Genomic DNA, 23,223 nt, shown 5'->3' on the forward strand with positions numbered 1-23,223 from the left:
AAACGGCCAGATTTAGCACGAGAGCAATTGTGTTCCTATTATCCTGATTATGGTAAAATATCTACTAACGATTAGGGGAGGAGCTAATTTATGAAAAAACATCGTTACATAATGCTTACTGTGCTATTTACACTGCTATTTGTAATCTCCGCATGCACTAATTCGAATGTATCGAACGCATTTGAAGTCGCAGAGAAATATAAACTTGCTGAGTTAGAAAGTCCTCAGATCAGTGAGGTTACAGATCAATTAATAACTGAAAAATATGAAGTAATGGAGCCTTTAACAACGGAAACCTTCCATGACAGATCGACTAAGACCCGATTATTTATCACAGGATCTCAATTAGCACAAAAGAAAGATAGTGAGGTTCATCTGACTAATCTTGAATTTACTGAGAGAAACGTAGCAGAGACCCAAATTGAACTTGATTATACGGGTACACTTTCAATGGCTGAAGATACCCTGGATCTGGAAGGAACAATTTATCTGTTAAAGGAAGCAAATGAATGGAGAGTTAATAACGATGTTTATAATATAGAGGATATTCTGAATATTTTAATGGAGCGATGAAAAGAGACCATGGTCCATGATCTCTCTTCGTTATAATCTTATTCCTCTTCAATCTGTGGCAGCTTCCATAACAACAGAATAATAAGTATAAATGCAGTGAATGCCAAGACCGGAATGGTAATAAAACCGAACCATACAAAATAATTACTCGCACAAGGCGTTGGGCCGCAGGCTACGATAGAATTATCCTCAAAGAAAGTATGGAAACGTTGGTACAGGATATGAAATAGAGATATGCATCCTCCTATCCATGACAGCGGGAGGACATAACGTGTAATGGAACGGTCCTTATTGTAACAGGCGATCGCGAGTATGATAGTCAATGGATACATAAAAATACGCTGATACCAGCATAAATCACATGGAGTATATCCTTTGATTTCACTGAAATACAAGCTTCCAAACGTCGCTGCCATAGATACGATCCAGGCACCATACAAGCGATGCTCACTCTTTATCGGTATTTTCAAGTATTATTCTTCCTCCCGTATTTGAGGGCAAATCCATCATATTGATTGAATTAGATATAGAATATAAATCAGGTGTTCTTAAAGTTAGAATATATCCATTTATAATATCTGTAAGCAGGAGAATTTCTGCTGGACTGTAAGTCTTCAGCTCTAATGTTGAAATAACCACATCCTTCTCAAAGATATGTGATAACCTTGTAATTAATTGATTCTGATCATCTTCACTCAAATGATGGAATTGGTGTACCAAATTCTCGATATCATCTTCGCTATCATTCGACTGGACATAGTGAGATTGGATGGACAACTGAGCGGGAGCCACAAACTTAACTGCAAACACATCAATAATATCACTAATCTTGTATTGCAGACTTCCGCCCTCTTCCGATTCTATGATCAAGGTGCTATTCTGCATACTTTTAGAAACGCCACGAATAAATTCATCCTGATCTTTAATCCTGAGAATGACAGACCGTTCCTCTCTCACAGTCATCTCAATAAACTGTCTTTTGTTCATTCTGGTAGTGATGATGGTACCTACCTTTCGCCAATAAATGTAAAATAATATATTTCTATGTTGTCATTGAACAATCCTGCATAGCGAATAAGGCTGCTGAATCATCAGCAGCCTTATTCGCTTATTAAGAAGATTATGCCCAGAATGTAAACTTGTCAGAGCCTAATCGAACGGATTCATAGCCCTCCTCCTTGGCCTTTCCAATGGATATCATCATGACCGGAATATAGCGTTCCTCATCTAGATCAAAAGCCCTTGCTAACTGATCTGCTTCAAAGCCTGCCATTGGATTCGTATCGTATCCATGTGCGCGAGCGACTAGCATAAGCTGCATGGCAAAAAGGCTACTGTCAATTTTCGCTATCTCCACCTTCATTTCTTTTGTAAGCGTAGGAAAAATGGACAATATGGTTTCAAGCTGACGATCTCGCACGTCAGGTGGCATTTTCCCTTGTTCTACCGCTGTGTTATATATTTCTTCGGCATACAAATAGCTTTGGGTATCCCCAAAAATCAATAGCATTGCAGAGGAACTATTATTTTGCAGTGTATTGAATTGTACTAATGGTGTAAGCTTATCTTTTCCTTCGGATGTGTCCACGATCACTATACGCCAAGGCTGCATATTCGCAGAGGAAGGAGCAAGACTAGCTTCGGATATCATTTCCTTAATTTCTTCTCTTGAAATTTTATAACTCTCATCATAGTTGCGAACAGAACGGCGTCCCTTCACGATATCCGTGAAATCATTATTTTGAACATGGTTGAACATATGACTCTCTCCTTTTAGATAACGTTAGATTTTTTTGACAATTTACATGTCGTTCGTTATCATGATCACATTATGAGCTATGAACCTAGGTTCATAGCAAGAAGTAAATGAGGGAGCATGATGCGAATAAATGATGTTTCAAAATTAACGGGTCTGCCGATATCAACCTTACGATTCTATGAACGTAAAGACCTGATCCCCGACAGATATATGTATAGGGATATGAATAATTATCGTGTATATTCTGAGGATGTTGTCGCGTATCTGAACGATGTGAAGGCACTATTAGCTGCGGATTTTTCAATAGAAGAGCTCAGTCTGCTAGTTAATGAGGAGATTAACTTATCATATGAGGACAAGCTTAAGCTCGTTAAGCAAAAAGTCAAAAAAATAGATGATCTCAAGAATCAATTAAACAGGTCTGAGCAGTATTTGAATACGATCCTGGAAGGTACCGCCAAGTTTCATAAAGAGTGCTGAAATGCCGAAAAAGCGCAAGGAGCATCCCCGCGCTTCTTTGGGTTATACATTACTCATAACATCATCCTTCATAGGATTTGTCTTTAAACGAAGTGTAAAAATGACACAAGATAAGGTGATGGCGGCTGCCAGGAAGTAGGTACCCATAAGATCCAACTGATTCACAATAAATCCTGAGGATGCACTTCCGAGCAGCATGCCGCCCATTAGGAGCGGAATCATAATTCCATTTTTTCTTCCAATATACTCCTCCTTGATCTCTTGGATCATCATCGCACTGAAGCAATGAGCTTCAAATTTGTATTACTCATTACATATGCAAACCCTTCTCTGATGCCACGTAAAGGCGATGTTCTATCCACACGCTCTACACGATGAGATGAAGGCAGGAATAGCTGAATAAAGGCCGCCAGCGTAAAGACAATAATCAATGCGGTGATCGAAGATGTGATTCCCAGTTTATCGCGGACCAAAATAAGAGGATCACGGGGCATGTGTATGAGGACGAACTGCTCAATTATGTTACAGAAAAGGATCATAATAACTTTATTATCCGAATTTCTGTCGGTATTTCTTAATTTAATGAAGTCGAGACAGATACACCTAAAAAATATGAACAGGTGAACCAGAATGGATTCTGTTTCACCTGTTCATCCTGATGATTATTTTGCAGATTCCGTGATTTGTTCTTTTTGTACTTTCACGGCTCTCAGAGCAGTAGCAAGGATGACTAACATACTTACAATTCCAATCCACACAAGGGCCGAGAGATCAGCGTTCCAGCTGAGACCTTCACCAAAGAACAACAATGGTCGAAGTCCTTCTACCATAAAGCGCATCGGCAGCCAGGAGTAAATGTAATCATGATAGAACGGAGACATCATTTCAGGAGCAAGTGATAATAAAGGTGCCCCGAAGAAAAGTAATAAGGCAAATATGGCAATTCCCTTAAAGCCAACTACAGAAATGACAGCCAATATCATTAACAAGAAACTAAAGGCCGTGATGGATAAGAATAGAGCGGTATCTGAGAAGTCCGGAATATTCAATCCAACCATACCATCGACAATCCAAGTTAGACCGAAGCCAATCACCAGCGCTGCAGCAGCTCCAATTAAGATCTGTCCGATTTTTAGCATGAGACTTTCTTTCTTGGTACGGAACAGCATTTGGCTAGAGGCCATGAAAATAATTGCAGCCGTTGCCAAGCTTCCGATCCATACGGGCTGAAACAGAGATACCGGAGCATTACCGTTAGCGCTGTTTTCACCAACTTCATTGACATTAATCACATTTTTGACAATTGGCACTGCTAATAGTCCGGCCTGTTCTGTTGTCAATGTCAGACCTTGTGCTTCAAAGCCTTCAAGTAGTTGATTGCGAATATTCACGTTCATGTTGTCAATGATTCCACTCAATATTTGACTCGCTGCAGAGGATGCTGCCATATGCATTCCTTGGTTGATATAGATTTGTAACTCAGGAGATGAAGGATCTGGTGACTGCAAAGATGCTTGTTTAGCACTAAAATCCCGAGGAATAACTAAGGCTGCATAATATTCTTGCTCATCTAATCCCTGCTGAACAGCTTCTTCATCGGTTACTTCAATCCATTCAACTGGTGAATCCTCTTCTGTACTTATCGAATTCTGAACATTGTCAACAATAGTTTGACCCATATTCATTTGAGGTTGACCTGGAACTTCCACCCCTTCGTCCTCATTAACAATCGCAATAGGTAAATGGGTAGCTTGTGGCTGTACAGTTGGAAATAACGTTAATGAAAAAATAAACACAACAACCAAAGCAATGACGGGTGCCATTATAAAAAGTTTGTTTTTAAACATAGGATTGAAATCCTCTCACTTTCCGAATAATATAATAAACAACGTGTTGTTTATCTGAACCTTATTATAGTTGGAGATGGATTCTAATCCAATAATCAGAATTAGCAGAAGCGTCGGTTAAAGTACACGAAATAAAAATGTGTCGGTTAGGAGGAAGGAACTTGAGTGATCAGAACATGGATCTTCGTGTTATTCGTACTAAAGAATCCATTCGAGAGGCGTTAGTTGAGTTAATGGAGGATAAAGGCTTTGAAGCCGTTACTGTTAAAGATATAACAACCAAGGCAAGAATCAATCGTGGGACCTTCTACGCTCATTATCAGGATAAGTTTGACTTAATGAGAAAATGTCAGGAAGAGATTATGCATGAACTGGCACAACTGGCAGAAGAGAAATTCCCGGATATCGTCACTGAAATTTCTAAGCCAACCACTCCTCAATTGCCGCTTACAATCGCTGTTTCCATTTTTGAATGTTTGCATAGAAACAAGCGGTTTATGAAAGCTGTTTTAAGTCCAAAAGGAGATCTAACTTTCCAAACCACACTGAAGGAATTTATGTGGAATAAAATATTTGGAAACCCTTCAAATCCACTGATCAAAAAGGAGAATTTACTTGTCCCAGCTCCCTATTTAGCTTCATATATAGCCTCTGCTCACATCGGAGTAATCCAGCAATGGCTAAATAGTGAAGGAGAAGAATCGCCTGACCAAATGGCTCGAATCTTATCCACAATCACCATCAATGGGCCATTTTATGCAGCGGGGTTAAAAAAGTAAAGCTGTCGTTTTCAACATCAATGTTTGGATAGGTCTGCAGACGAGTCTTCGAATAAAAAAAGGAAGGTACGCTATGAATATAGGTACTTTCCTCATTGAAATATATGATACTGAAATATAACTTATTCACTCTCTACATCACACCAATAGCAACAAGAATCCAGGCGATGATAAAGGAGATCCCGCCGAGCGGTGTAATCGGACCGAGAAATCGGATCTTTTTCAGACTCAGTATGTATAAGCTTCCGGAGAACAATATAATTCCCACTGCCATGAACCACCCTGCAGTCACTAGCAGCCCTGCTTCCGGATATTGACCCGCGAGAATACCTGCAACGATGATCGCTAACGCATGAATCAGATGATATTGGACAGCGGTTTCATATACCTTCTGTTTGCCCTCTTCGAATTTGCTCTTCAGTGCATGCGCACCAAATGCTCCCATGGCCACGGCGATGACCATTAGTATACTTCCAAGTACAATCAACATTTGCACTTTGATTCATCTCCCCCATTGATTTCAACGACAATGACCTGATTGTATCATATCCGGATAAGGAGTATGAAGTCTAACGCAGAATTAAGGAAGGATGTCTTAGCTATTTTTCAACCTGATGACCTTCTCATCGTACAGCTGCAGCTTTTCCTCAAAATGATTCCTGTTCTGTTCAAAATCCGTCGTCCATTGATACATCTTTCTTAACATGGACAAATCGGGGTTATAGTGACAGCTTTCCAATCCAAGCTTTTGTTTAACAATTCGTGTCATAATCCGAATTTTCCGCTTCCATAGTGGGGGATCCAGGAAAATGATCTTGTCCGCCAGCTCATACAGACTTTGATAGGAATCCCGGTCCGTTCCTTCAAATATCCATGTTCCATTAGCGTCAATTTCCCGGATCACCTCCATTTGTTCTTCTGGCGTACGTTTAGATCTGCCTGCAGGAGTCAGGTGATGGACAATAGAGTCCAGTTCATACCAAGGTATATTCAGTTGCTGGGATAAGTTATTGGCTAAAGTAGTCTTACCACTCGCGACAATTCCGATGATAAGAATTTTACTTCCGCCGATTTCGGCTTTGGTAGGAATGGAATTCTTACTGTTCATAGAATCATCCCTATATATCCTATCAATAGCATGCTGATGAGATACTTCATTGATTAGTATGGGCCTCGAATGAAATCAATGACTTTCTCCTGGTAGAAGAGCTGTATCTTGTGTTGCTCCTCTTCTGTAAAAGACTTGGTATCCAGTGCCGTGAGATTATCCTTCACCTGCTGGACATTCTTAAATCCTGGGATAATGGAAGTGATCTCCTTGTGATCTAGAATCCAGCGCAGTGCTGCACTAGCCATTGATGGCCGATCCTCTGCAATCCATTGTAACTGATCTGCAAGCTCCACTCCTTTCTTAAATCCCAGTCCGGCGAAGGTCTCCCCTACATTAAATGCATCTCCGTTCTCATTGAAACGGCGGTGATCATCTGCTTCAAACGTATAATCCGCAGTAAACTTACCTGTCAGCAGACCACTTGCCAGCGGCAGCCTTACGAGAAGTCCCACACCTTCCTCATAAGCTTTAGGAATGAGTTGATCCAACGGCTTCTGGCGGAACATGTTGAATATGATTTGCAGACTCTTAACATTCGGATGCTTTAGGCAGATGAGTCCCTCTTCTACCGATTCCACGCTGACGCCATAATGCCGGATTTTTCCTTGATCCTTGAGACGATCGAGCACTTCAAATACTGCCCCATCCTGCAAAATGTCCGTTGCCGGGCAATGAATTTGAAATAGATCGATAACTTCTCTATTCAGTCTGCGAAGACTATCCTCACAATAAGCAGATACTTGATCATAAGTATAATTATCTGGATCCGCAATATCTCCTTGGCGGCCGAATTTGGTTGCAATATAGATATGGTCTTCTTTGCCTTTGGTTGCCTTGGCTAATAGTTGCTCACTGTGACCATCTCCGTATACATCGGCTGTATCAAAGAAATTCACTCCTTGCTCCATTGCGTATTCCAGAGATCTCAAGGCTTCTGCATCACTGGTCTTTCCCCAAGAACCGCCAATGGCCCATGTTCCAAAGCTCACTTCACTGATCTTCATCCCGGTATTTCCTAATTCCCGATATTTCATAGCTGACAAACCCCTCTCAGAAAGAATTATAATTGGTGTATTCGAATCGGCACCGTTTCATAGAAGAAGTCTAAGCAGAATGATATAGCGCTTACATTCATCAAAAAAGATGTCCTTACAACACCTTAATGTTTTAGAAGATGTCTGTCAATGAGGCACCTCCTTTTCAGCGGAAGATACTCCCGAGAACTCATCCCATTTCTATGAAATTGTGCTCATTCCTTTCTACATTTGAATTGCATAACGGATCACAACTATTCTGTGTTACTAGTTAAACATGTCATCTGTCAGCAATTCAGTTAAACCATTAGGATACAATACCCTTTTTCCATGTTCAAATTCCGATACAGGTATCCACTTTGCTATGGTAATCTTATCTTGCTCGGTGACTTGAAACTGCTCCACCTCATAAAGATTCGGATCAACAAATTGAACGGCGTATACTTGTGTAATTTCATGACCGATATTCCCATCGATCGAGAATATATTTTCTACACATTTCAGATATTGCTTCACTTCGATCTCAACACCGATTTCTTCATAAAACTCTCTAACCAGTGTGTCTTGGGAATATTCCCCTAATTCAATTGTTCCACCGATAGGGCGGTAGTAAGTGCCTGTTCCTTTTGAATGACTTCCCGATTGCTCCTCAACAAGGATTTGCTTATTACGAATTACAATACCAAGAGCATTGGCACGCGGATACAAGGCATTCACCTCTTCGATTTGATTGATTTCCTATGTACTTCATAGCTCCACCCGGTATAGATCCCAAATTTTTTGCCGTACAAGCTCATGAGATGTGTTTGATAATCAATATGGGCTAACGCTTCTATTTTACTAACCTCAAACGTGACCGTCTCATTACCAGCCGAAATTTCTCGAACCGTAAACCCCGTCAGCGAAATTTCTTCTGCAAACCTACTCCCATTATCAAAAGGTATTTCAAAATAATGAGATAATCGGCAGGTGTTATCTTTACTAAGATCTATTTTGGAATCTGCTACTTTCTTGTCATTCACATTCTGTCGAAGCTCTCTCTCTTCCTCTGTTTCCATAATACCTGCCAGTCCTTCATTAAAAAGCTGATCGATGTCGTATCGGTCATAATCCAAGATCCATTTGCGATGCAAGTGATAGAGCTGTAACAAGACATCTTGATTTAGACTACAAACATCACATCCACGATCATCATACATATGAAACAAAATGCCGTTTCTCTTATTAAAGAGATAGATCTGACCATCAGAAGTCGGTTTACGGGCGAAATTCAGCACGATATTCCTCATCCTTAAAATACGGCAATCCAAGTTCATATCGAATACTTGTACCCTGGGCGATCATTTCTTCTACATTCATCATTCTGTTTCTTCACCTTCATTAAAGGAATAACATCGTTTTTTAGGTAAAACGAATACATTATTGTAAAAAAGGTGGATCAGATACCAAATCGGTAGTCCGCTCCACCTTTTTATTAAATTCTAGTTCCAGCTTCTCTTCTCTACTTCCCCGTAGAATGAATAAATCTTTCTAAGGAAGAACGATTTGTAATATTATGGTTGCAAGCTTCCCCATCCATACAAACGTACTGGCCTGTCGATGAGAAATTGTCTGGTGATCCGCCTTTTCTTGTCTTGACATTGAAGAATCCAAGCTCATGCTGCCTGTTACAGAACATACAGTATCCCTTCTTGTTTATCGGTGTGATTGAACCCTCGAGACCGACTAGCTGTCCTTCATACGGATACACGATAAACAAGCGGTTCGTGGCAATGTCAATCCATCTCAAGTAGGTTGTATGCTTGTAATCAATTGTTTTTAGATCCGGCACTTTGAGCTTCTTGACTTTCGGAAACAATTTCTGAATTTGCTTTAATGTTACGTTCGGAAAGGGCACGACATAGGCTTCCAGGCTGTCCAGATAATTTTGCAGCTCATGTGCCGCCTCGTACTTGGACAACTGCTCCAACAGATCACGCTCTTCAACCGTTAACTTGTCAAAAGCCTCGATCGCGTTGTTCACTGTCGTACTTCTGACCGTATCCAGCACCTTCCGATCCGCAATAGTACGCATCGTTTTCAATAGGAAGTTCGCTTGTTTCTTAATTTCATTGTATTGATGATTCTGAATAAATGGTGTTTGCATCTCTTTCAGCCCCTTATATAGTAATGAAAATGTATAAGGTGCAAAGCTGAACGCCGGCAAACGATATGTTAATAAGGGCGATCTAGCAAAGTTTCTGATCGCGCCCTACACAAAGCTCGCCCCATTCAGGCTTTGCGTAAGGCGTTCTAGCGAACGAGCAATCCAGCACTGCTGCCAACATTGCCACGGTATGACCCCCAATTCAAATAGTGTAAGGAAATTATAACTCCTAGGGTGCATGGAAGCAACGAATTTGGTCAAGACAAGAAGTATAGATTGAACTAAGAAACAATAATAAATAGTTGTACTGGACCTCGGCCCAGGCTCATTAACCAGCTAAGGTCTATTCCACTAAAGCGAAGTATCCATTAGAATATAGTCATGACTTTTAGAGGAGCGATCACGAATGAATTATGAGCTTAAACTTAAGAAGGAAGTGAAAGATTGGGAACAACAACTCTTTAAACCACCGGGATGGCTCGAAAAAACATCGAAAACGATCGGCACTCGAATTAATCACATCATTCCCCCGAAGGTGCACACCGTCATAACGACCACCATTAAATCCATTGTTCGTACGGCATTATTTGGCGCAGAGTATACACCGAGACGTTCGGTTCAGCATGGTTTGGATCTAGAGACTGCGGATGAGGAGGCCAAGGAATTGTTTAACCTCTACCAAAAAATCGCGGTTGCTGAAGGCGCTGGAACCGGTGCTGGTGGTATTATGTTTAGTATGGTGGACTTCCCTGCACTAATCGGCATCAAGATGAAGTACTTGTTCGAAACAGCCCATGTGTACGGTTATGACACCAAGCAGTTCTCCGAAAGAATATTTATTCTCAAGCTATTTCAGATGACCTATTCGGGTGCTGAGAACCGTGCCAGACTGCTCGATTCCATTAAGCATTGGCATATCGAGAAGGAGCAATGGATCTCTGATGCTGACTATTCTAAGAACATGGATTGGGACTCCTTTCAGAAGGAGTACCGAGATGCGATTGATTTTCGAAAAATGCTGCAAATGGTACCTGGGATCGGTGCTATCGCAGGGGCCTGGGCGAACTATACGATCCTTGAGGAGCTCCGTGAATTCGCTATGAATGCTTACCGACTGCGCAGATTACATGATGATGCTAAGGATGGGATTATTCCAGACCATGGTCAACCAATATAAGTAGAAACGAAAAACAGCTCGAATCTGTTAACCTACTCCAAGCAGTAGTTAGCAGGATTGAGCTGTTTTGTGTAAAATCTTAGACTCCTGATTATTCACTACGAACCACACGAAAGCCCTGATCAGGTCCGAATCCATTCGCATCGAATTTTCCTCGAAAGGTGATTTCATTATTACTAACGTCGCCGATCCAGCCTCCACCCTTGACCACTCGCAGCATTCCGCTCTTGAAATCCTGGCCTTCATACCAGTCCCAGCACCACTCTCTAACATTTCCTGACATATCATAAATCCCTAGTTCATTTGGCTTTTGTTTACCAATTGGTTTGGGTGTATTCTTATTGCTCTCTATAATAGGCCAGTTCCAGTCTCCGGATAAGTATTTGTCACCGGCATTTCTCCAGTACCATGCGACTTCGTCCGCATTGCTGCTTCCACTGTATGTGTACCCTTTACTTGCCTCTCCTCCGCTTGCAGCATACTCCCATTCGGCTTCAGTTGGCAGCCGGTAACCATCAGCACCTTCATTCACCGTTACTGTCCATTTTACATTATCGTGATCATTTATATTGGCTGTATCTTTGTGTTCTTTATCAATGTCGTAATACGGCGTTAAGCCTTCTTTGATACTCCTCTGATTACAATATTCTACGGCATCATACCAGCTCACCATCTGGACAGGTAACTGATCTCCCGTAAATGCAGACGGATTGCTTCCCATCACTTCCACCCATTCCTGCTGAGTTACCTCATATTTGCCAATGTAGAAGCTTGAAACCGATTCATCTTTATTCTTCAGACTCCCGCCTTCAACAAAAACAAGGTTATCGTTGTCTGACTTCTGCTCGGCGCTATTAGCGGTCTGATCCGGCGTACAACCACTGATCAAGATCATCGCTGCGCTTAAGAGAAATATGAATAGCTTAGTCATGGATCAGATCTCCTTTGATTCGATCGAGAGAATGTGGTTGCGATAGAGAAAAAGATTGACAACAAGCATCTGTATCCAGGCATGTTAGGCCGTTAAAACGAATGCGATTAACGGCCTAACATAGGCCGGGCCTATTCGAATGTTCATTGACATACTAGTATGAATTACAAGCTTAAGACTGGACCTCTATGGATTACCACACCGTTACATTAGAACTACCGCTGCTCTGATATCCCTCTGTTGCTAATACTTGATACGACCAGCTGCTTCCCAGGTTCATTCCTTTGCTCGCCCATGCATTCACATGGTTGCTGAAAGTAATTGCGGAATTGACGCCAGTTGGTCTCTTCGACTGTCTAACACTCCAATATTGGGTAAACGTTTGTGTACCGTCAATTGAAGGTGCATTGTAGCGCATTGTTTGATAAATGTCATATGTGCCCCCATCACTGGTCACCGTACCTTTATGAGTTCCTGTAGGCCGATAAGTACCCCAACTGTCAACCACATAATATTCAATGAGGGAATTTCTCGTCCAACCATACAGTGTTAAATAGCCGTTGCCCGATGGTGCCCATACGCCAGCATTGTAATTGACTGTTCGGTTAGGTGATCCCGTATTCCAGCCTTTACCTACAACAAAGTTGCCTGTGTTCTGCCATGTCACACTGTAATTTCCTCCTGAGCCATTCACAGCATTGACCGTACCTCCGCCATCCGTCCAATTTTGCCAGTAGTCTGTAGCAGCGCTCGAGGTTGCTGCAAATAAACCAAAACTCATGGATGCGGCCAATACGGCCGTTAACAATTTCTTTCTCAGTTTAAACATACTCTTCCTCCTCATAATTTTCATTTTTTACACAAGATCTGTTGTCTTGCAGTAATGTTGTAGAATTATGCTGGTCCTAGGATGATAAATATCTGTAAACTTTTTCCATCCCTCCTTTCCTGAAGATTATAAAATGGAAGCGCATACATAACAACATGTCAAAGTATAGATTAAACTGTAATATGTTTAGTTCAAGAATCAATTTTAACTCATTAAAATCCAATTCCTGTTCCAGAAATGACTCAATTGTTCCGTATTTATTCTTAATATTTGCAAAAACAGCCTCCATGAATTTCTGACGAAGGTCAAGATTGGCAATGACCTCTACGACTTCTACGACTTCTTCTGGAGTTAGAATTAAGGTAAGCTGTTCTTACGTCATCAGATTTATATAGGATTCATTATTAATCACCATCTGTATATACATTCTGTGGCTATTGTAATAGTTAAAAAAACCACTTACCTAATTTAACGTAAAACGAGAAACAGCTCAGACCCGTTCCTCTGCATTGAAGCAGACTTTGAGCTGAGCTGTCCCAGTAATATCTAATATTCTCCTTTTATCACAAAGAAAGATCCCCGAATGGTCCCTGCCAGTTTCGATTTTTGCCTCGCGAACTTAAATTTCCCTTCTAGCTCCTCCGGCACTTCGATCCCTTCAGACAGCTTAAATCCAACCGCACGCTTCTTGGGATCATCTACTGTATACATGACGTTGACCGAAAGACCGTTTTCGTAAAAAACATAAGCAAACTTAATATTCTCCACTTGGAAACGCGAAGTTTCTAAAGGCTTCGCTGCAAACTTAATATCGCGTTCTTCTCTCAATATACGGTTCACATAATCCAGAGTCTCTTGACTCTCGCTAGCAGGGATTACCGTAAACACATGCTTATATTTGTTCATAAAATAACGAGCTTCATTGGCTCGTAAACCGGCGAGCGCTTCAGCTGCAGCTGAAGACTCCAAGCCATTTGCAGACACATTGATATAATCTACAATATAGGTCATCTATTCCACCTCACCATTCTATTTTCTAACGACAGGAATCCACATCTCACCATAATAGACGCCCTCTCGCTCTCCCATCTCCACAGTGGCATTCGGTCCACCGACATAAGCAATATGATTCGCTTCCGGCAGTACTTGACCGAAGGCAATACCTGTGAGCATGTTGCTGAGTTCACCCGGCGTATTTGCTTCTCCTCTGACAATCAAGTATTCTCCTTCAGGAAATTGGATCACTCTGGTTTGTTCTGGCAGCGTTGCCTCTGTCATGACACCTGCATAGTACATCATCTTGTTATTTACTGCTTCGTTTACAGCGAATACATAGTCATTTTCAGCCACCGACTTTAAACGTTCAAATCTGCCATCTTGCTCAATGGTACGCCAGAAATCTGACTTTTCCTTATTAATACCAGCGTAGTCCGTGTAGTCGCTCGTTAGCTCTGTCCCTATCCCTAATACGATGAAGCTTTCTTTTTCCTCGATTACATAATTACTCATGATAAACACCCTTCCCTCTTCATTTCATTTTTCAGTATAATTTAAGTTTTCACTTGATGGGTTTATAATAACCTTAAATCATGTCAAAAAATGATACTGTTTAGAGGTGCCGGATGAAAAAAGTGGAACGAATTAATCTCATCATGCGATATATCAACAACCGTGCCCAATTTACAATTTCTGAAATCATGCGGGAATTTAATATCTCACGTTCAACAGCAATTCGAGACATTAGAGAGATTGAAGCCATGGGTATGCCGCTTGTGGCGGAAGTTGGAAGAGACGGGGGTTATTTTGTTATGAATAACTCTGTGCTTCCTACGATCCGCTTTACCGATAATGAGATCAAAGCTCTATTTATTGCGTTTATGGCAACAAGGAACCAACAACTCCCTTATCTAAAGAGTCGCCACTCTTTAACTGAAAAATTACTGGCTCTCCTCTCCGAGAACCTGCAGGAGGATCTTGTTGTGCTGAATCAAATACTACAATTTGAAGGTACGAATCCTCACAATCCTGACCTGCTTGATCTGTCCGATCTGCCGCATCCTATGTTAGAACAGCTGATTCAAATCCTGCTATTGGATAGTTATTTACTGGTCACCGTTAAGGAAGGGAGGGGAATAAGATCATATCCTATATACCTCTTGCATTTGTATCGTGAAAAAAGCGTGTGGCATATTGAAGCCTTTAATATGGAGGAGGAACAGAGGCAGACTATCCCTGTCGACCAACTGCTCGACGTGATCACCTACCCTGTGAAGAAAAGAGAAAGTAAGAAAAAAATCCTTCAGAGATTAAATAAGCAGGAAGAAGCCTTTAACCTTGTTCTCGAACTGGGTCCTAAGGCGATTGCTCAGTATAAAAAATATCATCCGTTCAAAGTCTCTCTATCCTATACGAATCCTTATCAAACAACGGCCTTGCTTAAGATGTTCGTAAATATAAATCGTGGGGAAGAGCTCACTGAAATAACGAATTGGCTGCTCTTCTTAGGCACGGATATTAAGCTGCGAGAAGTACCATGTGCAATTTCGAACGAGATAAAAGAGAGATTAGGACTATACCATGCATAGGCCATGTCATTAAATTCACTGCTCCAGATTTATACCCAGACTCACTATCCATCCATATGAGTCATGTATTCAAATGCGGTTAGTCCGTATACACTTTTGAAATGTCTGTTCAGATGCGTAAGATCAACGAAGCCGCATGCAGCTACGGCGAGATAAATATCCTTATTGATTTCAATAATATGCTTGGCGCGCTCTACTTTACAGTTCAGAAAATATTGATACGGGGATATTCCCGTATGCGCTTTGAACATGCGAATAAGCTGAAATTTGGAACAACCCAGCTCTTTACAAATATCATCAAGCATAAGTACTTGATCTAAATTCGCACGAATCATTTCTTTTGCTGTTGTGATGAGCTTGGTGTCTTTTTTGGCATTTGCAATTGAATCCACTTGAAATAGACGGTCGGTAAGCGATAGGAACAACTCATTGCTCTGCGCTTCATCCTTCTCGTTTAACACGTTATAAGATAGGTTCAATATTTGCTGTTTCAGCATGCGATCATACATGATCGGTGTTGAAAATCGCACAATGTCTTTTCTTTGAGCAGCTTGTAAGAAAAGACTTGGCTCCACATACAGCATTACATATTCCAGCCCTGAATGATCATGTGCCATTCCGTCATGGGCTTGTTCTGGATTAAAGAACATTACTCCATTTGGATGCGATAATTGCAAGGTTCCGTCCAGGTGATAATGCTGGATTCCTCGTAAGGTTACGCCAATGGCATACTCCTCATGTGCATGTTTCTTATATTTAAACTCCGTCATATTCGCGGATAGTACGGTTAAACCTGCCGATTTTTTATAAATAAATTGTTCCACAGCCTATACCTCCTCACTATCTTATATCCATATCATTAATGCTGCATAGATAAGACCGATCCCCATGACTAGGTTAACGATCTTCTGATGTTTCTGTAGAAATGTTTTGAATATCGCGCCGAAAATAAGCCATGTCATAAATGCCGCAAATCCAATGATCGTAATCACCATGATACTTAATGTCATGGCCGTTCCCGAGTTATAGTAAGGCATAATAAACGTAGGTATTACCGTTAGTGTAAACAGAACTACCTTTGGATTAAGAAATTGCATTATAAATCCAGACCAAAAGGTTGCCAGATGCTTGGAGTCGGACTCCGATGACTTCTTGATACAGATCAGATAGGTAAGATATAGCATATACAGGCTTCCAATGACTTGCATGATAATCATTACTCTAGGAAGCACCGTAATCAGCACTGAATTTAATATAGCAGAAATGAACAGCAATAAGGCAAATCCAAATGTCGCTCCGTATGTATATTGGATCGCTTTTTTAGTACCAAAATGATGTACCGTCGATAAGATGACAATATTCGTTGGCCCCGGAGTAAATGTCGCGATGATGCAATAGAGCAGAAAAGATGTCATATTCATAAGAACCTCTCTTTTAATATGTGGTCCTCAAATCATACATCTCGAGTTACAGGGTCTATAGTACATTATTGCAGAATTTTATGTTGACACATAGTAAATGTTATGTAAACTTTCCGCATTTGCTAAAACAAATTTGCATTTTATGATGTCTTCGTGTAGTGCTTTTTTTCTATGAAAGGGTGTAGATTCGATGTTAGGATGCTAAGGGAGAATGAGCTGAGTACATTAGGCTTTATTATTATGAATTTTTCATATATTGAAATTATAATATATTGATTCCGTTTCAAGCCCTTATATTACAAAAAGAAAGCGGCCATTATGGCCGCTTCAAGCTATTCATTTAATTTATTGTTAGCTGACCAGCTTCAAACCGACTGCAGATCCCAGCACCATGGCAATGAACACCATTCTTAATATATTTCTCGGTTCACCGTAAAAGATCATACCTAGTATGGCACCACCCGATGCCCCTATTCCTGTCCACACGGCATAGGCTGTCCCCATCGGCAGAGTTTTCATATCAAATAGCGTGATAATGCTTTAGGAATGAACGACAGCATGCCTCCAGCCGCCGGAAGACGTTATATTCAGCGCTTCTTGAACCGCAGCAGCTTCACAGACAAATCCGGACACCCATCTCCCATCCTCTAGCTCAATCTTACTAATGCCAAGAGGGGATGGAATGGAAGCGGTAAATGCTCCAAATGAAGCGACGGGCATTTTCCACAGCTCAAGCTGAATTGCCGCACCGTTATGATTTACTCGAACAAGCCCCGGTTTAGGCGGCATTGTATCAAGCTTAAACAGCTGATAATGGGAAGCGGTATGGATCTCTTCAACAAAAACGGCTCGCAGTGCGGTCATTTGCTTCTCAAACGGCATGCCTTTCATATGAAGACCACACACTGCAACAGTTACATGCTCATCATTCTTCTGATACCATTTCGCCGCTTCTACCATCCTCGATTCTTCTTCAGGCAGTGAGAACAATGTGATCCCAAACGGTAAGTTATCAGCCGCATTCCCTGCAGGTATAGCCACTGCACTTAAGTCGAGTAAGTTGCAGTGATTTGTATATAAGCCCATTTGACTATTGGTATGAACAGGATCGACGCGAACCTGCTCACGTGTCCACGTGCCTCCGCATGTAGGAAGAACCAAGACCCCATTAGTCATCATTCCTCGAGTTGTTTCTTTGATTTCGGCTAACCTATGCTGTGCACGGAACAAAGCGGCTGCAGTATAATCTTCCCTGGCTCCAGATCTGAGAATCTGCTCTGTTACAGGGAAGGCAGAGCCTGGTTTTTCTTCAATAAATGACTCAAGATCAGACCATCTCTCTGCTACCAACGGTCCTTCGTAGAGCAGTGCTGCAGCTTCCTGAAATAAGGAAATATCTACTTCCTCTACGAGGAGGCCAGAAGAAGTTATGCTGTGTCTTACTTCTTCCCAAGCTTTCTTATATTCTGCAGCAAAGGGACCGTAGAAGCTAACCTCCCCTTGAGGAAGCAGCCATTTCTCAGGCATTACGGAATTTCCAAGTGGAATGTCTCTTGAATAGGCGTCACCTTGTTTTTTTCCGCGAACCAATTGATCTATCATCCCGGCATCTTCCACGCTGTGCGCAAACACTGTAATGCAATCAATACTACGGCAAGCCGGAATCAAACCTGTTGACGGCCAAGCACCTACAGCTGGCTTATAGCCTACTAATCCATTCAATGCTGCTGGAACTCTACCCGAGCCGGCCGTATCTGTACCGAGCGAAAAAGCACATTGCCCAAGAGCAAGCGCAACAGCCGATCCTGAGCTTGAGCCACCACTAATCAGTTCATCCCGCAGCGCATTATGTGTTTCACCATAGGGACTTCTAGTACCGACCAGGCCTGTCGCAAACTGATCCAGATTGCTCTTGCCGACTGGAATAGCTCCTGCTGCAATCAATCTCGTAACCACTTCACTGTGCTCAGCAGGAATATAGGAATAGTCCGGACACCCGGCCGTCACCGGCCAGCCGGCAACCTCTATATTGTCCTTTATTGCAAAGGGGATTCCCCATAATGGGTGGTCCGCCATATCCATATCCTGTAGATGCCGTATATATGATGATATGCGCTCAATGGATGGTGGCATTATCCAAATATTTTTGTCTTTATCCTCTTCGGCTCTCTGAATAATGGCTTCGATAACATCAAGAGGTGTAAACTGCTGTTTCAAATACCCTGTTCTCAAGGAATCCAATGTCATATTATACGGTACGGCATTGATCGTCATGATGCTGTCGCCTCCTCTTCGATCGGTGTAATCGCAGCAATACAATCGCCGGAGCGTACCTGGTCACCGGAGGTAACATAAATAGATGCGATGATTCCGTCCAATGGAGCCGTCTGCGGAAACTCCATTTTCATACTTTCCTCTATTATAATAGTATCGCCTTTCTTAACCTGCTGCCCTTCTTCCACTAATACCTTCCATACACTGCCCGACATCGAGCTGTTAACTCCGAGACTTCCTTCTGGCAGATCCTCTTCTCCTAATGAGGCATTCACCTCAGGCTCAGCTACATACTCAGCAATACCAAGCTTTTTCCAATAAGCTCTTTCAGCCTGAAAGGCCGATTGCTGCTGATGACGGAATTTACTTGACTCGTTCTCAATGCTCTCCAGCCCGTGTAAATATTCCCCCAATTTAAAGGTTGTCTCCTCAACTTCTACTTTGAATTCGCCTCTCGGAAAATCCTCTCTCATTTGTAGCAGCTCTTCTTCGGATACAGGATAGAAGCGAAGCTGGTCAAAGAAGCGAAGCAACCATGGCTTGCCTTGTTCGAAATTGACTGTTTCCCGGAATTTATTCCACATTTGAACGGTTCGCCCGACAAATTGATATCCTCCAGGGCCTTCCATACCATATACACAGAGGTAAGCTCCCCCAATTCCGACCGCATTTTCCGGGGTCCAGGTTCTGGCCGGATTATATTTTGTTGTGACAAGCCGGTGTCTTGGATCAAGCGGTACGGCAACAGGTGCTCCTAAGTAAACATCGCCAAGTCCCATCACCAGATACGAAGCGTTAAATACAATCTCTGCAACCTCCTCCATGGAACCCAGCCCATTCATTCTGCGAATGAATTCCAGGTTGCTCGGACACCATGGCGCATCCGGTCTTACATTTTGCTGATAACGTTCAATCGCCAGCCTTATTGCTGGATCATCCCAGGATAACGGAAGCTTCACGATCCGGGAAGGTACTTCAATCGACTCTAATTCCGGGAGCTGCAGGTCAATATCCATAATTAGAGCTGCTGCTTCTTTTACCGTCATTATTGAAGCATCCAGATGAACCTGCAAAGAACGAATGCCAGGTGTCATTTCAATATATGGAATATCGCCTCGTTCTTGCAGTGCTTGCATGAGCACATATACCTGGAAGCGGTAGAGAAGATTTAGCTCACGCTCACCATATTCAATCAAGATATTCTCATCTCCGGAGCAACGGACCGTAATCGGAAAGCGTCTATGATCCTCAGCAAATGCCAAAATGGGCATGTATTCTCCTGTGGATTGCTCAGATAGCAACGGCAATACGGGACCTGCCGATAGAGAATGGAGGTACATCTCCTGCTCACTTCTTAACTGCTCCGCTTCTTCTACGGTAATCAGCTGAAACCGCACCTTATCACCTGGACTTAATTGACCGATCTTCCACAGCTCAGCTGATGCCGTTGTAACCGGGCAGACGAATCCACCGAGACTTGGGCCATCCGGTCCGAGTAATATAGGCATATCACCTGTTAGATCAAGCGCACCAACCGCATAAGCATTATCATGAATATTCGATGGATGCAGTCCTGCATCTCCTCCGTCTTCTCTCGCCCACATTGGAGCAGGGCCAATCAACCTTACGCCTGTTCTTGAACTGTTAAAATGAACCTCCCACTCCGTTCCTGTAAGCTGGTCCAAATAAGCAGGCAGCAGATATTCCGCAGTACAATGCGGTCCTGGAATAACGCCAATGGTCCATTCTTTCATATAAATCGGTCTTGAGACTTCAGCAAGCGCCGGCAGCGTTATTCCATCTGTCTGTCTGACTACACGAACCACGGCGCCGGATCTCAGAGCACTCCCCGTATGTCCTCCGAATCCACCGAGTGTAAAAGTAGATGCACTTCCTAGTGTGAGCGGCATATCAAGCCCACCTGCTACTAGCAGATAAGTTCGCATTCCCTTTTTAGCTTCACCAAATTTAAGGATGGCACCTGCAGGTGCTACCGTCGGTGAATACATTTCTACAGGCTTACCATTTAATTGAGCCTCCATATCCGCTCCAGTGATACAGAAGGTAATCTTATCTCTGAACAGATATTCTCCGCCTCGAAGAGTCAATTCGAGACCTGGGGCCTCTTCCCCGTTACCTAAGAGCTTGTTGCCGATCCGAAATGCAAGACGATCCATCGGTCCTGATGGCGGTACACCGATATCCCAATATCCAGTTCTTCCCGGATAATCCTGTACCGTCGTCTGTACGCCGCCGTCCAGCACTTCGATCGCATGTTCTTCAGGCATAAATCCACCGAGCATGCGAGTGTATACTTCGCCTTTTTGGAAGAGCTCGGTTTGGAGGAACGCTTCAATATAAGATTGATTTGTAGTTATTCCATATATACGAAGACGATGTAAAGCCTCTGTCATCTTGGCAATAGCTTCGGATCTTGTATTCGCATGCACGATAATTTTGGCCAGCATCGGATCATATAGCGTTGTGATCTCCACACCTTTTTGAATCCAGGATTCTACACGTACACCTTCCGGCCAGCATATAGCGTCGATCCGACCGTCACTTGGACGAAAATCATGAACGCAATCCTCGGCATATAGACGCACCTGAAGGCTGTGACCCTCGGACTGCGGGAGATCAGTATTCAATAAATTGAACTCATTCGCAGCCTCTCTTAACATCCATTCCACCAGATCTATACCAAGCACTTCTTCTGTAACACCGTGCTCCACTTGAAGACGTGTGTTCACTTCGAGAAAATAAAATTGTTCATTCTCCGGATCGTATAAAAACTCAACCGTACCTGCATTCCGATAACCTGCGGTCTTAGCAAGCCTTCGTGAACTGTCCAGCATCTCCGCTCTCACATGATCAGGCAGCTGTGGTGCCGGTGTTTCTTCGATGATTTTTTGATTTCGTCTCTGTACTGAGCAATCTCTTTCGCCAAGGGCAACGGCTTCGCCGCTTGAACTTCCGAAGATCTGTACCTCCACGTGTCGCGCTCTGGCAATATATTTTTCGAGAAAAACACCGCCGTCATTAAAATTACTTATCGCCAGCCGAGTTACCGAATCAAAGGCTGAACGGAGCACAGACTCGTCCTCGCAGATTCGCATTCCTATGCCTCCACCACCTGCTGTCGATTTCAGCATGACAGGATAACCGATCGCTGCTGCCTCCTGAGCGGCAGCTTCGACTGTCTCAATAAGACCGGTTCCCGGGAGAAGCGGAACACCGGCTTCCTCTGCCATGGCACGGGCTGTATGCTTTAATCCAAAGAGCTCGATATGCTCTGCCGTTGGACCGATAAAGGTAATTCCATGATCAGTGCAGGCTTGTGCAAAAAACGCATTCTCACTTAAGAAGCCATATCCAGGATGAATGGCATCCGCCCCAGCAGCCAATGCTGTATTTAAGATCATTTCGGCATTCACATAGCTTTCCTTAGCCGGTCCGTCCCCGATCAGAACCGCTTCATCCGCATGCTCTACATGAAGACTGTCTCGATCTGCTTTTGTATAAACAGCGACGGACGAAATCCCCATCTTTTTCAATGTGCGAATGATTCTTACCGCAATTGCACCACGATTGGCCACCAATACTTTATTAAACATCGCGTTGTTCCCCTTTCGCTTCCCAGATCAGTACTTTTGCCGGGGTAGGATTGTAGCCGTTACAAGGATTGTTCAGCTGCGGGCAGTTGCTGATCAGCACAGTCACTGGGGCAAGAGCAACCAGCTCAACATATCGCCCTGGACCCGAGATTCCATCCGCAAAAGTCAGCTCACCTTCTGGTGTAACAGGTACGTTCATAAAGAAATTCACGTTAGGAGCTAAATCCTGCTTCGTGTACTCACTGCGCTCAGATAACATCAGCATAAAGGTGTCTCGGCAGTTATGCATGGGAAGCTTGTCGTGCGCGTAACGAACCGTATTACTCTGAGCTGAGCATGCTCCGCCGATCGTATCATGTCTGCCACAAGTATCAGCAATAATAAGGAGCAGCTCCTTACCGGATTCAGCTAATAAGGTGGACCCTGTAGTCAGGTAAATATTGCTCTGATTCGATATGGTGCGTACAGCACTGTAATGATCACTTGGATCCTCGCTCGAATAAAAAAGAGTGTCCACTGCCTGATTGCCTTCCACATCAACAATTCGCAGTACCTGCCCCTGCTTGAGGTCGTATAGCCAGCCCTCACCTGCCGGAATGGTCTGTTCGTATGCTGCATCTTCTGGCTTGAGACTGCTCAGTACCGGATTCATTGTACTCATCA

25 protein-coding genes and 1 pseudogene are annotated in these 23,223 nt (G+C 42.8%); 5 read left to right on the forward strand and 21 right to left on the reverse strand.

Features of this window, described 5'->3' with window-relative positions:
* The first annotated feature begins 90 nt into the window (after positions 1–90).
* On the forward strand, positions 91–573 hold the full coding sequence (locus BM415_RS08505) for a hypothetical protein (RefSeq protein ID WP_091156800.1): 483 nt from the start codon (positions 91–93) through the stop codon (positions 571–573).
* Between the two features lie 38 nt (positions 574–611).
* On the opposite strand, the gene BM415_RS08510 is transcribed toward BM415_RS08505, so the two are convergent.
* From BM415_RS08510 to BM415_RS08520, 3 genes are all read right to left on the reverse strand, one after another.
* Positions 612–1,043, reverse strand: a complete 432-nt coding sequence (locus BM415_RS08510; protein ID WP_091156802.1) for a disulfide oxidoreductase — start codon at positions 1,041–1,043, stop codon at positions 612–614.
* The gene (locus tag BM415_RS08515; RefSeq protein ID WP_091156804.1) at positions 1,021–1,560 is read right to left on the reverse strand and encodes a hypothetical protein; all 540 of its coding nucleotides are present in this window, start codon (positions 1,558–1,560) and stop codon (positions 1,021–1,023) included. Before BM415_RS08515 ends, BM415_RS08510 begins: the two co-directional genes overlap by 23 nt.
* A gap of 133 nt (positions 1,561–1,693) precedes the next feature.
* Entirely contained in the window at positions 1,694–2,332 is a 639-nt protein-coding gene (locus tag BM415_RS08520; RefSeq protein ID WP_091156806.1) for a nitroreductase family protein, read from the reverse strand.
* Positions 2,333–2,449: 117 nt separating this feature from the next.
* Between BM415_RS08520 and BM415_RS08525 the strand changes: the two genes are divergently transcribed.
* The gene (locus BM415_RS08525; RefSeq protein WP_244533189.1) at positions 2,450–2,812 is read left to right on the forward strand and encodes a MerR family transcriptional regulator; all 363 of its coding nucleotides are present in this window, start codon (positions 2,450–2,452) and stop codon (positions 2,810–2,812) included.
* 42 nt (positions 2,813–2,854) lie between these two features.
* On the opposite strand, the gene BM415_RS08530 is transcribed toward BM415_RS08525, so the two are convergent.
* Both BM415_RS08530 and BM415_RS08540 read right to left on the reverse strand, forming a co-directional pair.
* The gene (locus tag BM415_RS08530; protein ID WP_139236970.1) at positions 2,855–3,034 is read right to left on the reverse strand and encodes a hypothetical protein; all 180 of its coding nucleotides are present in this window, start codon (positions 3,032–3,034) and stop codon (positions 2,855–2,857) included.
* 440 nt (positions 3,035–3,474) lie between these two features.
* Positions 3,475–4,659 carry a YhgE/Pip domain-containing protein gene (locus tag BM415_RS08540; RefSeq protein ID WP_091156815.1) on the reverse strand — a complete coding sequence of 395 codons (1,185 nt, stop codon included), beginning with the start codon at positions 4,657–4,659 and terminating at the stop codon, positions 3,475–3,477.
* Between the two features lie 161 nt (positions 4,660–4,820).
* Here BM415_RS08540 and BM415_RS08545 point away from each other — a divergent pair, with 161 nt between their 5' ends.
* On the forward strand, positions 4,821–5,438 hold the full coding sequence (locus BM415_RS08545) for a TetR/AcrR family transcriptional regulator (RefSeq protein WP_139236971.1): 618 nt from the start codon (positions 4,821–4,823) through the stop codon (positions 5,436–5,438).
* A gap of 133 nt (positions 5,439–5,571) precedes the next feature.
* On the opposite strand, the gene BM415_RS08550 is transcribed toward BM415_RS08545, so the two are convergent.
* The 6 genes from BM415_RS08550 to BM415_RS08575 all read right to left on the reverse strand — a co-directional run bounded on the left by BM415_RS08550 (position 5,572) and on the right by BM415_RS08575 (position 9,729).
* Positions 5,572–5,928 carry a DUF423 domain-containing protein gene (locus BM415_RS08550; RefSeq protein ID WP_348272323.1) on the reverse strand — a complete coding sequence of 119 codons (357 nt, stop codon included), beginning with the start codon at positions 5,926–5,928 and terminating at the stop codon, positions 5,572–5,574.
* A 105-nt stretch (positions 5,929–6,033) separates the two neighbouring features.
* On the reverse strand, positions 6,034–6,546 hold the full coding sequence (locus BM415_RS08555; RefSeq protein ID WP_091156821.1) for a P-loop NTPase family protein: 513 nt from the start codon (positions 6,544–6,546) through the stop codon (positions 6,034–6,036).
* A gap of 53 nt (positions 6,547–6,599) precedes the next feature.
* Complete coding sequence (locus BM415_RS08560; RefSeq protein WP_091156824.1) at positions 6,600–7,583, reverse strand: aldo/keto reductase; 984 nt, start codon at positions 7,581–7,583, stop codon at positions 6,600–6,602.
* 267 nt (positions 7,584–7,850) lie between these two features.
* A complete protein-coding gene (locus BM415_RS08565) occupies positions 7,851–8,291 on the reverse strand; it encodes an NUDIX hydrolase (RefSeq protein WP_091156826.1) in 441 nt (146 codons plus the stop codon).
* Between the two features lie 5 nt (positions 8,292–8,296).
* Positions 8,297–8,860, reverse strand: a complete 564-nt coding sequence (locus tag BM415_RS08570) for a DUF3885 domain-containing protein (RefSeq protein ID WP_170862407.1) — start codon at positions 8,858–8,860, stop codon at positions 8,297–8,299.
* Positions 8,861–9,084: 224 nt separating this feature from the next.
* Positions 9,085–9,729 (reverse strand): FusB/FusC family EF-G-binding protein, encoded by a 645-nt coding sequence (locus BM415_RS08575; protein WP_091156830.1) that lies wholly within the window; start codon positions 9,727–9,729, stop codon positions 9,085–9,087.
* Positions 9,730–10,135: 406 nt separating this feature from the next.
* Between BM415_RS08575 and BM415_RS08580 the strand changes: the two genes are divergently transcribed.
* Positions 10,136–10,906 (forward strand): EcsC family protein, encoded by a 771-nt coding sequence (locus BM415_RS08580; protein ID WP_091156833.1) that lies wholly within the window; start codon positions 10,136–10,138, stop codon positions 10,904–10,906.
* A 91-nt stretch (positions 10,907–10,997) separates the two neighbouring features.
* Here the strand turns inward: BM415_RS08580 and BM415_RS08585 are convergent, their stop codons facing one another.
* The 4 genes from BM415_RS08585 to BM415_RS08605 all read right to left on the reverse strand — a co-directional run bounded on the left by BM415_RS08585 (position 10,998) and on the right by BM415_RS08605 (position 14,175).
* Positions 10,998–11,837: a formylglycine-generating enzyme family protein gene (locus BM415_RS08585; protein WP_091156836.1), complete on the reverse strand. Its 840-nt coding sequence runs from the start codon at positions 11,835–11,837 to the stop codon at positions 10,998–11,000.
* Positions 11,838–12,030: 193 nt separating this feature from the next.
* Positions 12,031–12,666, reverse strand: coding sequence for a glycoside hydrolase family 11 protein (locus BM415_RS08590; protein WP_091156837.1), 636 nt, complete (start codon positions 12,664–12,666; stop codon positions 12,031–12,033).
* 546 nt (positions 12,667–13,212) lie between these two features.
* Positions 13,213–13,677 (reverse strand): phage tail protein, encoded by a 465-nt coding sequence (locus BM415_RS08600; RefSeq protein ID WP_091156842.1) that lies wholly within the window; start codon positions 13,675–13,677, stop codon positions 13,213–13,215.
* A gap of 18 nt (positions 13,678–13,695) precedes the next feature.
* Positions 13,696–14,175, reverse strand: coding sequence for a GyrI-like domain-containing protein (locus BM415_RS08605; RefSeq protein WP_091156844.1), 480 nt, complete (start codon positions 14,173–14,175; stop codon positions 13,696–13,698).
* Between the two features lie 113 nt (positions 14,176–14,288).
* On the opposite strand from BM415_RS08605, the gene BM415_RS08610 reads away from it, so the two are divergent.
* Positions 14,289–15,251 (forward strand): helix-turn-helix transcriptional regulator, encoded by a 963-nt coding sequence (locus BM415_RS08610; RefSeq protein ID WP_091156846.1) that lies wholly within the window; start codon positions 14,289–14,291, stop codon positions 15,249–15,251.
* Between the two features lie 44 nt (positions 15,252–15,295).
* On the opposite strand, the gene BM415_RS08615 is transcribed toward BM415_RS08610, so the two are convergent.
* The 6 genes and pseudogenes from BM415_RS08615 to BM415_RS08640 form a co-directional block, all read right to left on the reverse strand.
* The gene (locus tag BM415_RS08615) at positions 15,296–16,075 is read right to left on the reverse strand and encodes an AraC family transcriptional regulator (protein ID WP_091156848.1); all 780 of its coding nucleotides are present in this window, start codon (positions 16,073–16,075) and stop codon (positions 15,296–15,298) included.
* Between the two features lie 21 nt (positions 16,076–16,096).
* A complete protein-coding gene (locus BM415_RS08620; RefSeq protein WP_091156850.1) occupies positions 16,097–16,672 on the reverse strand; it encodes a LysE family translocator in 576 nt (191 codons plus the stop codon).
* A gap of 351 nt (positions 16,673–17,023) precedes the next feature.
* Positions 17,024–17,191 (reverse strand): annotated as a pseudogene (locus BM415_RS08625) (SMR family transporter); the annotation flags it as partial.
* Positions 17,192–17,212: 21 nt separating this feature from the next.
* The gene (gene atzF, locus BM415_RS08630; RefSeq protein ID WP_091156852.1) at positions 17,213–18,946 is read right to left on the reverse strand and encodes an allophanate hydrolase; all 1,734 of its coding nucleotides are present in this window, start codon (positions 18,944–18,946) and stop codon (positions 17,213–17,215) included.
* Positions 18,943–22,560 carry an urea carboxylase gene (uca, locus tag BM415_RS08635; RefSeq protein WP_091156854.1) on the reverse strand — a complete coding sequence of 1,206 codons (3,618 nt, stop codon included), beginning with the start codon at positions 22,558–22,560 and terminating at the stop codon, positions 18,943–18,945. The genes atzF and uca overlap by 4 nt, the downstream gene beginning before the upstream one ends.
* Complete coding sequence (locus BM415_RS08640; protein ID WP_091156857.1) at positions 22,553–23,221, reverse strand: urea amidolyase associated protein UAAP2; 669 nt, start codon at positions 23,219–23,221, stop codon at positions 22,553–22,555. Before BM415_RS08640 ends, uca begins: the two co-directional genes overlap by 8 nt.
* Positions 23,222–23,223: the final 2 nt, after the last annotated feature.

The sequence above is a fragment of the Paenibacillus sp. 453mf genome (genome assembly GCF_900116105.1).
GTDB lineage: Bacteria > Bacillota > Bacilli > Paenibacillales > Paenibacillaceae > Paenibacillus > Paenibacillus provencensis.

Excerpts from the sequence above, each read along its gene's own strand:
- BM415_RS08505 (WP_091156800.1), top strand. The coding sequence starts at position 91 with ATGAAAAAACATCGTTACATAATGCTTACTGTGCTATTTACACTGCTA.
- BM415_RS08515 (WP_091156804.1), bottom strand. The coding sequence starts at position 1,560 with ATGAACAAAAGACAGTTTATTGAGATGACTGTGAGAGAGGAACGGTCT.
- BM415_RS08520 (WP_091156806.1), bottom strand. The coding sequence starts at position 2,332 with ATGTTCAACCATGTTCAAAATAATGATTTCACGGATATCGTGAAGGGA.
- BM415_RS08525 (WP_244533189.1), top strand. The coding sequence starts at position 2,450 with ATGATGCGAATAAATGATGTTTCAAAATTAACGGGTCTGCCGATATCA.
- BM415_RS08530 (WP_139236970.1), bottom strand. The coding sequence starts at position 3,034 with ATGATTCCGCTCCTAATGGGCGGCATGCTGCTCGGAAGTGCATCCTCA.
- BM415_RS08540 (WP_091156815.1), bottom strand. The coding sequence starts at position 4,659 with ATGTTTAAAAACAAACTTTTTATAATGGCACCCGTCATTGCTTTGGTT.
- BM415_RS08550 (WP_348272323.1), bottom strand. The coding sequence starts at position 5,928 with ATGTTGATTGTACTTGGAAGTATACTAATGGTCATCGCCGTGGCCATG.
- BM415_RS08555 (WP_091156821.1), bottom strand. The coding sequence starts at position 6,546 with ATGAACAGTAAGAATTCCATTCCTACCAAAGCCGAAATCGGCGGAAGT.
- BM415_RS08560 (WP_091156824.1), bottom strand. The coding sequence starts at position 7,583 with ATGAAATATCGGGAATTAGGAAATACCGGGATGAAGATCAGTGAAGTG.
- BM415_RS08575 (WP_091156830.1), bottom strand. The coding sequence starts at position 9,729 with ATGCAAACACCATTTATTCAGAATCATCAATACAATGAAATTAAGAAA.
- BM415_RS08580 (WP_091156833.1), top strand. The coding sequence starts at position 10,136 with ATGAATTATGAGCTTAAACTTAAGAAGGAAGTGAAAGATTGGGAACAA.
- BM415_RS08585 (WP_091156836.1), bottom strand. The coding sequence starts at position 11,837 with ATGACTAAGCTATTCATATTTCTCTTAAGCGCAGCGATGATCTTGATC.
- BM415_RS08590 (WP_091156837.1), bottom strand. The coding sequence starts at position 12,666 with ATGTTTAAACTGAGAAAGAAATTGTTAACGGCCGTATTGGCCGCATCC.
- BM415_RS08600 (WP_091156842.1), bottom strand. The coding sequence starts at position 13,677 with ATGACCTATATTGTAGATTATATCAATGTGTCTGCAAATGGCTTGGAG.
- BM415_RS08605 (WP_091156844.1), bottom strand. The coding sequence starts at position 14,175 with ATGAGTAATTATGTAATCGAGGAAAAAGAAAGCTTCATCGTATTAGGG.
- BM415_RS08610 (WP_091156846.1), top strand. The coding sequence starts at position 14,289 with ATGAAAAAAGTGGAACGAATTAATCTCATCATGCGATATATCAACAAC.
- BM415_RS08620 (WP_091156850.1), bottom strand. The coding sequence starts at position 16,672 with ATGAATATGACATCTTTTCTGCTCTATTGCATCATCGCGACATTTACT.
- atzF (WP_091156852.1), bottom strand. The coding sequence starts at position 18,946 with ATGACGATCAATGCCGTACCGTATAATATGACATTGGATTCCTTGAGA.
- uca (WP_091156854.1), bottom strand. The coding sequence starts at position 22,560 with ATGTTTAATAAAGTATTGGTGGCCAATCGTGGTGCAATTGCGGTAAGA.
- BM415_RS08640 (WP_091156857.1), bottom strand. The coding sequence starts at position 23,221 with ATGAGTACAATGAATCCGGTACTGAGCAGTCTCAAGCCAGAAGATGCA.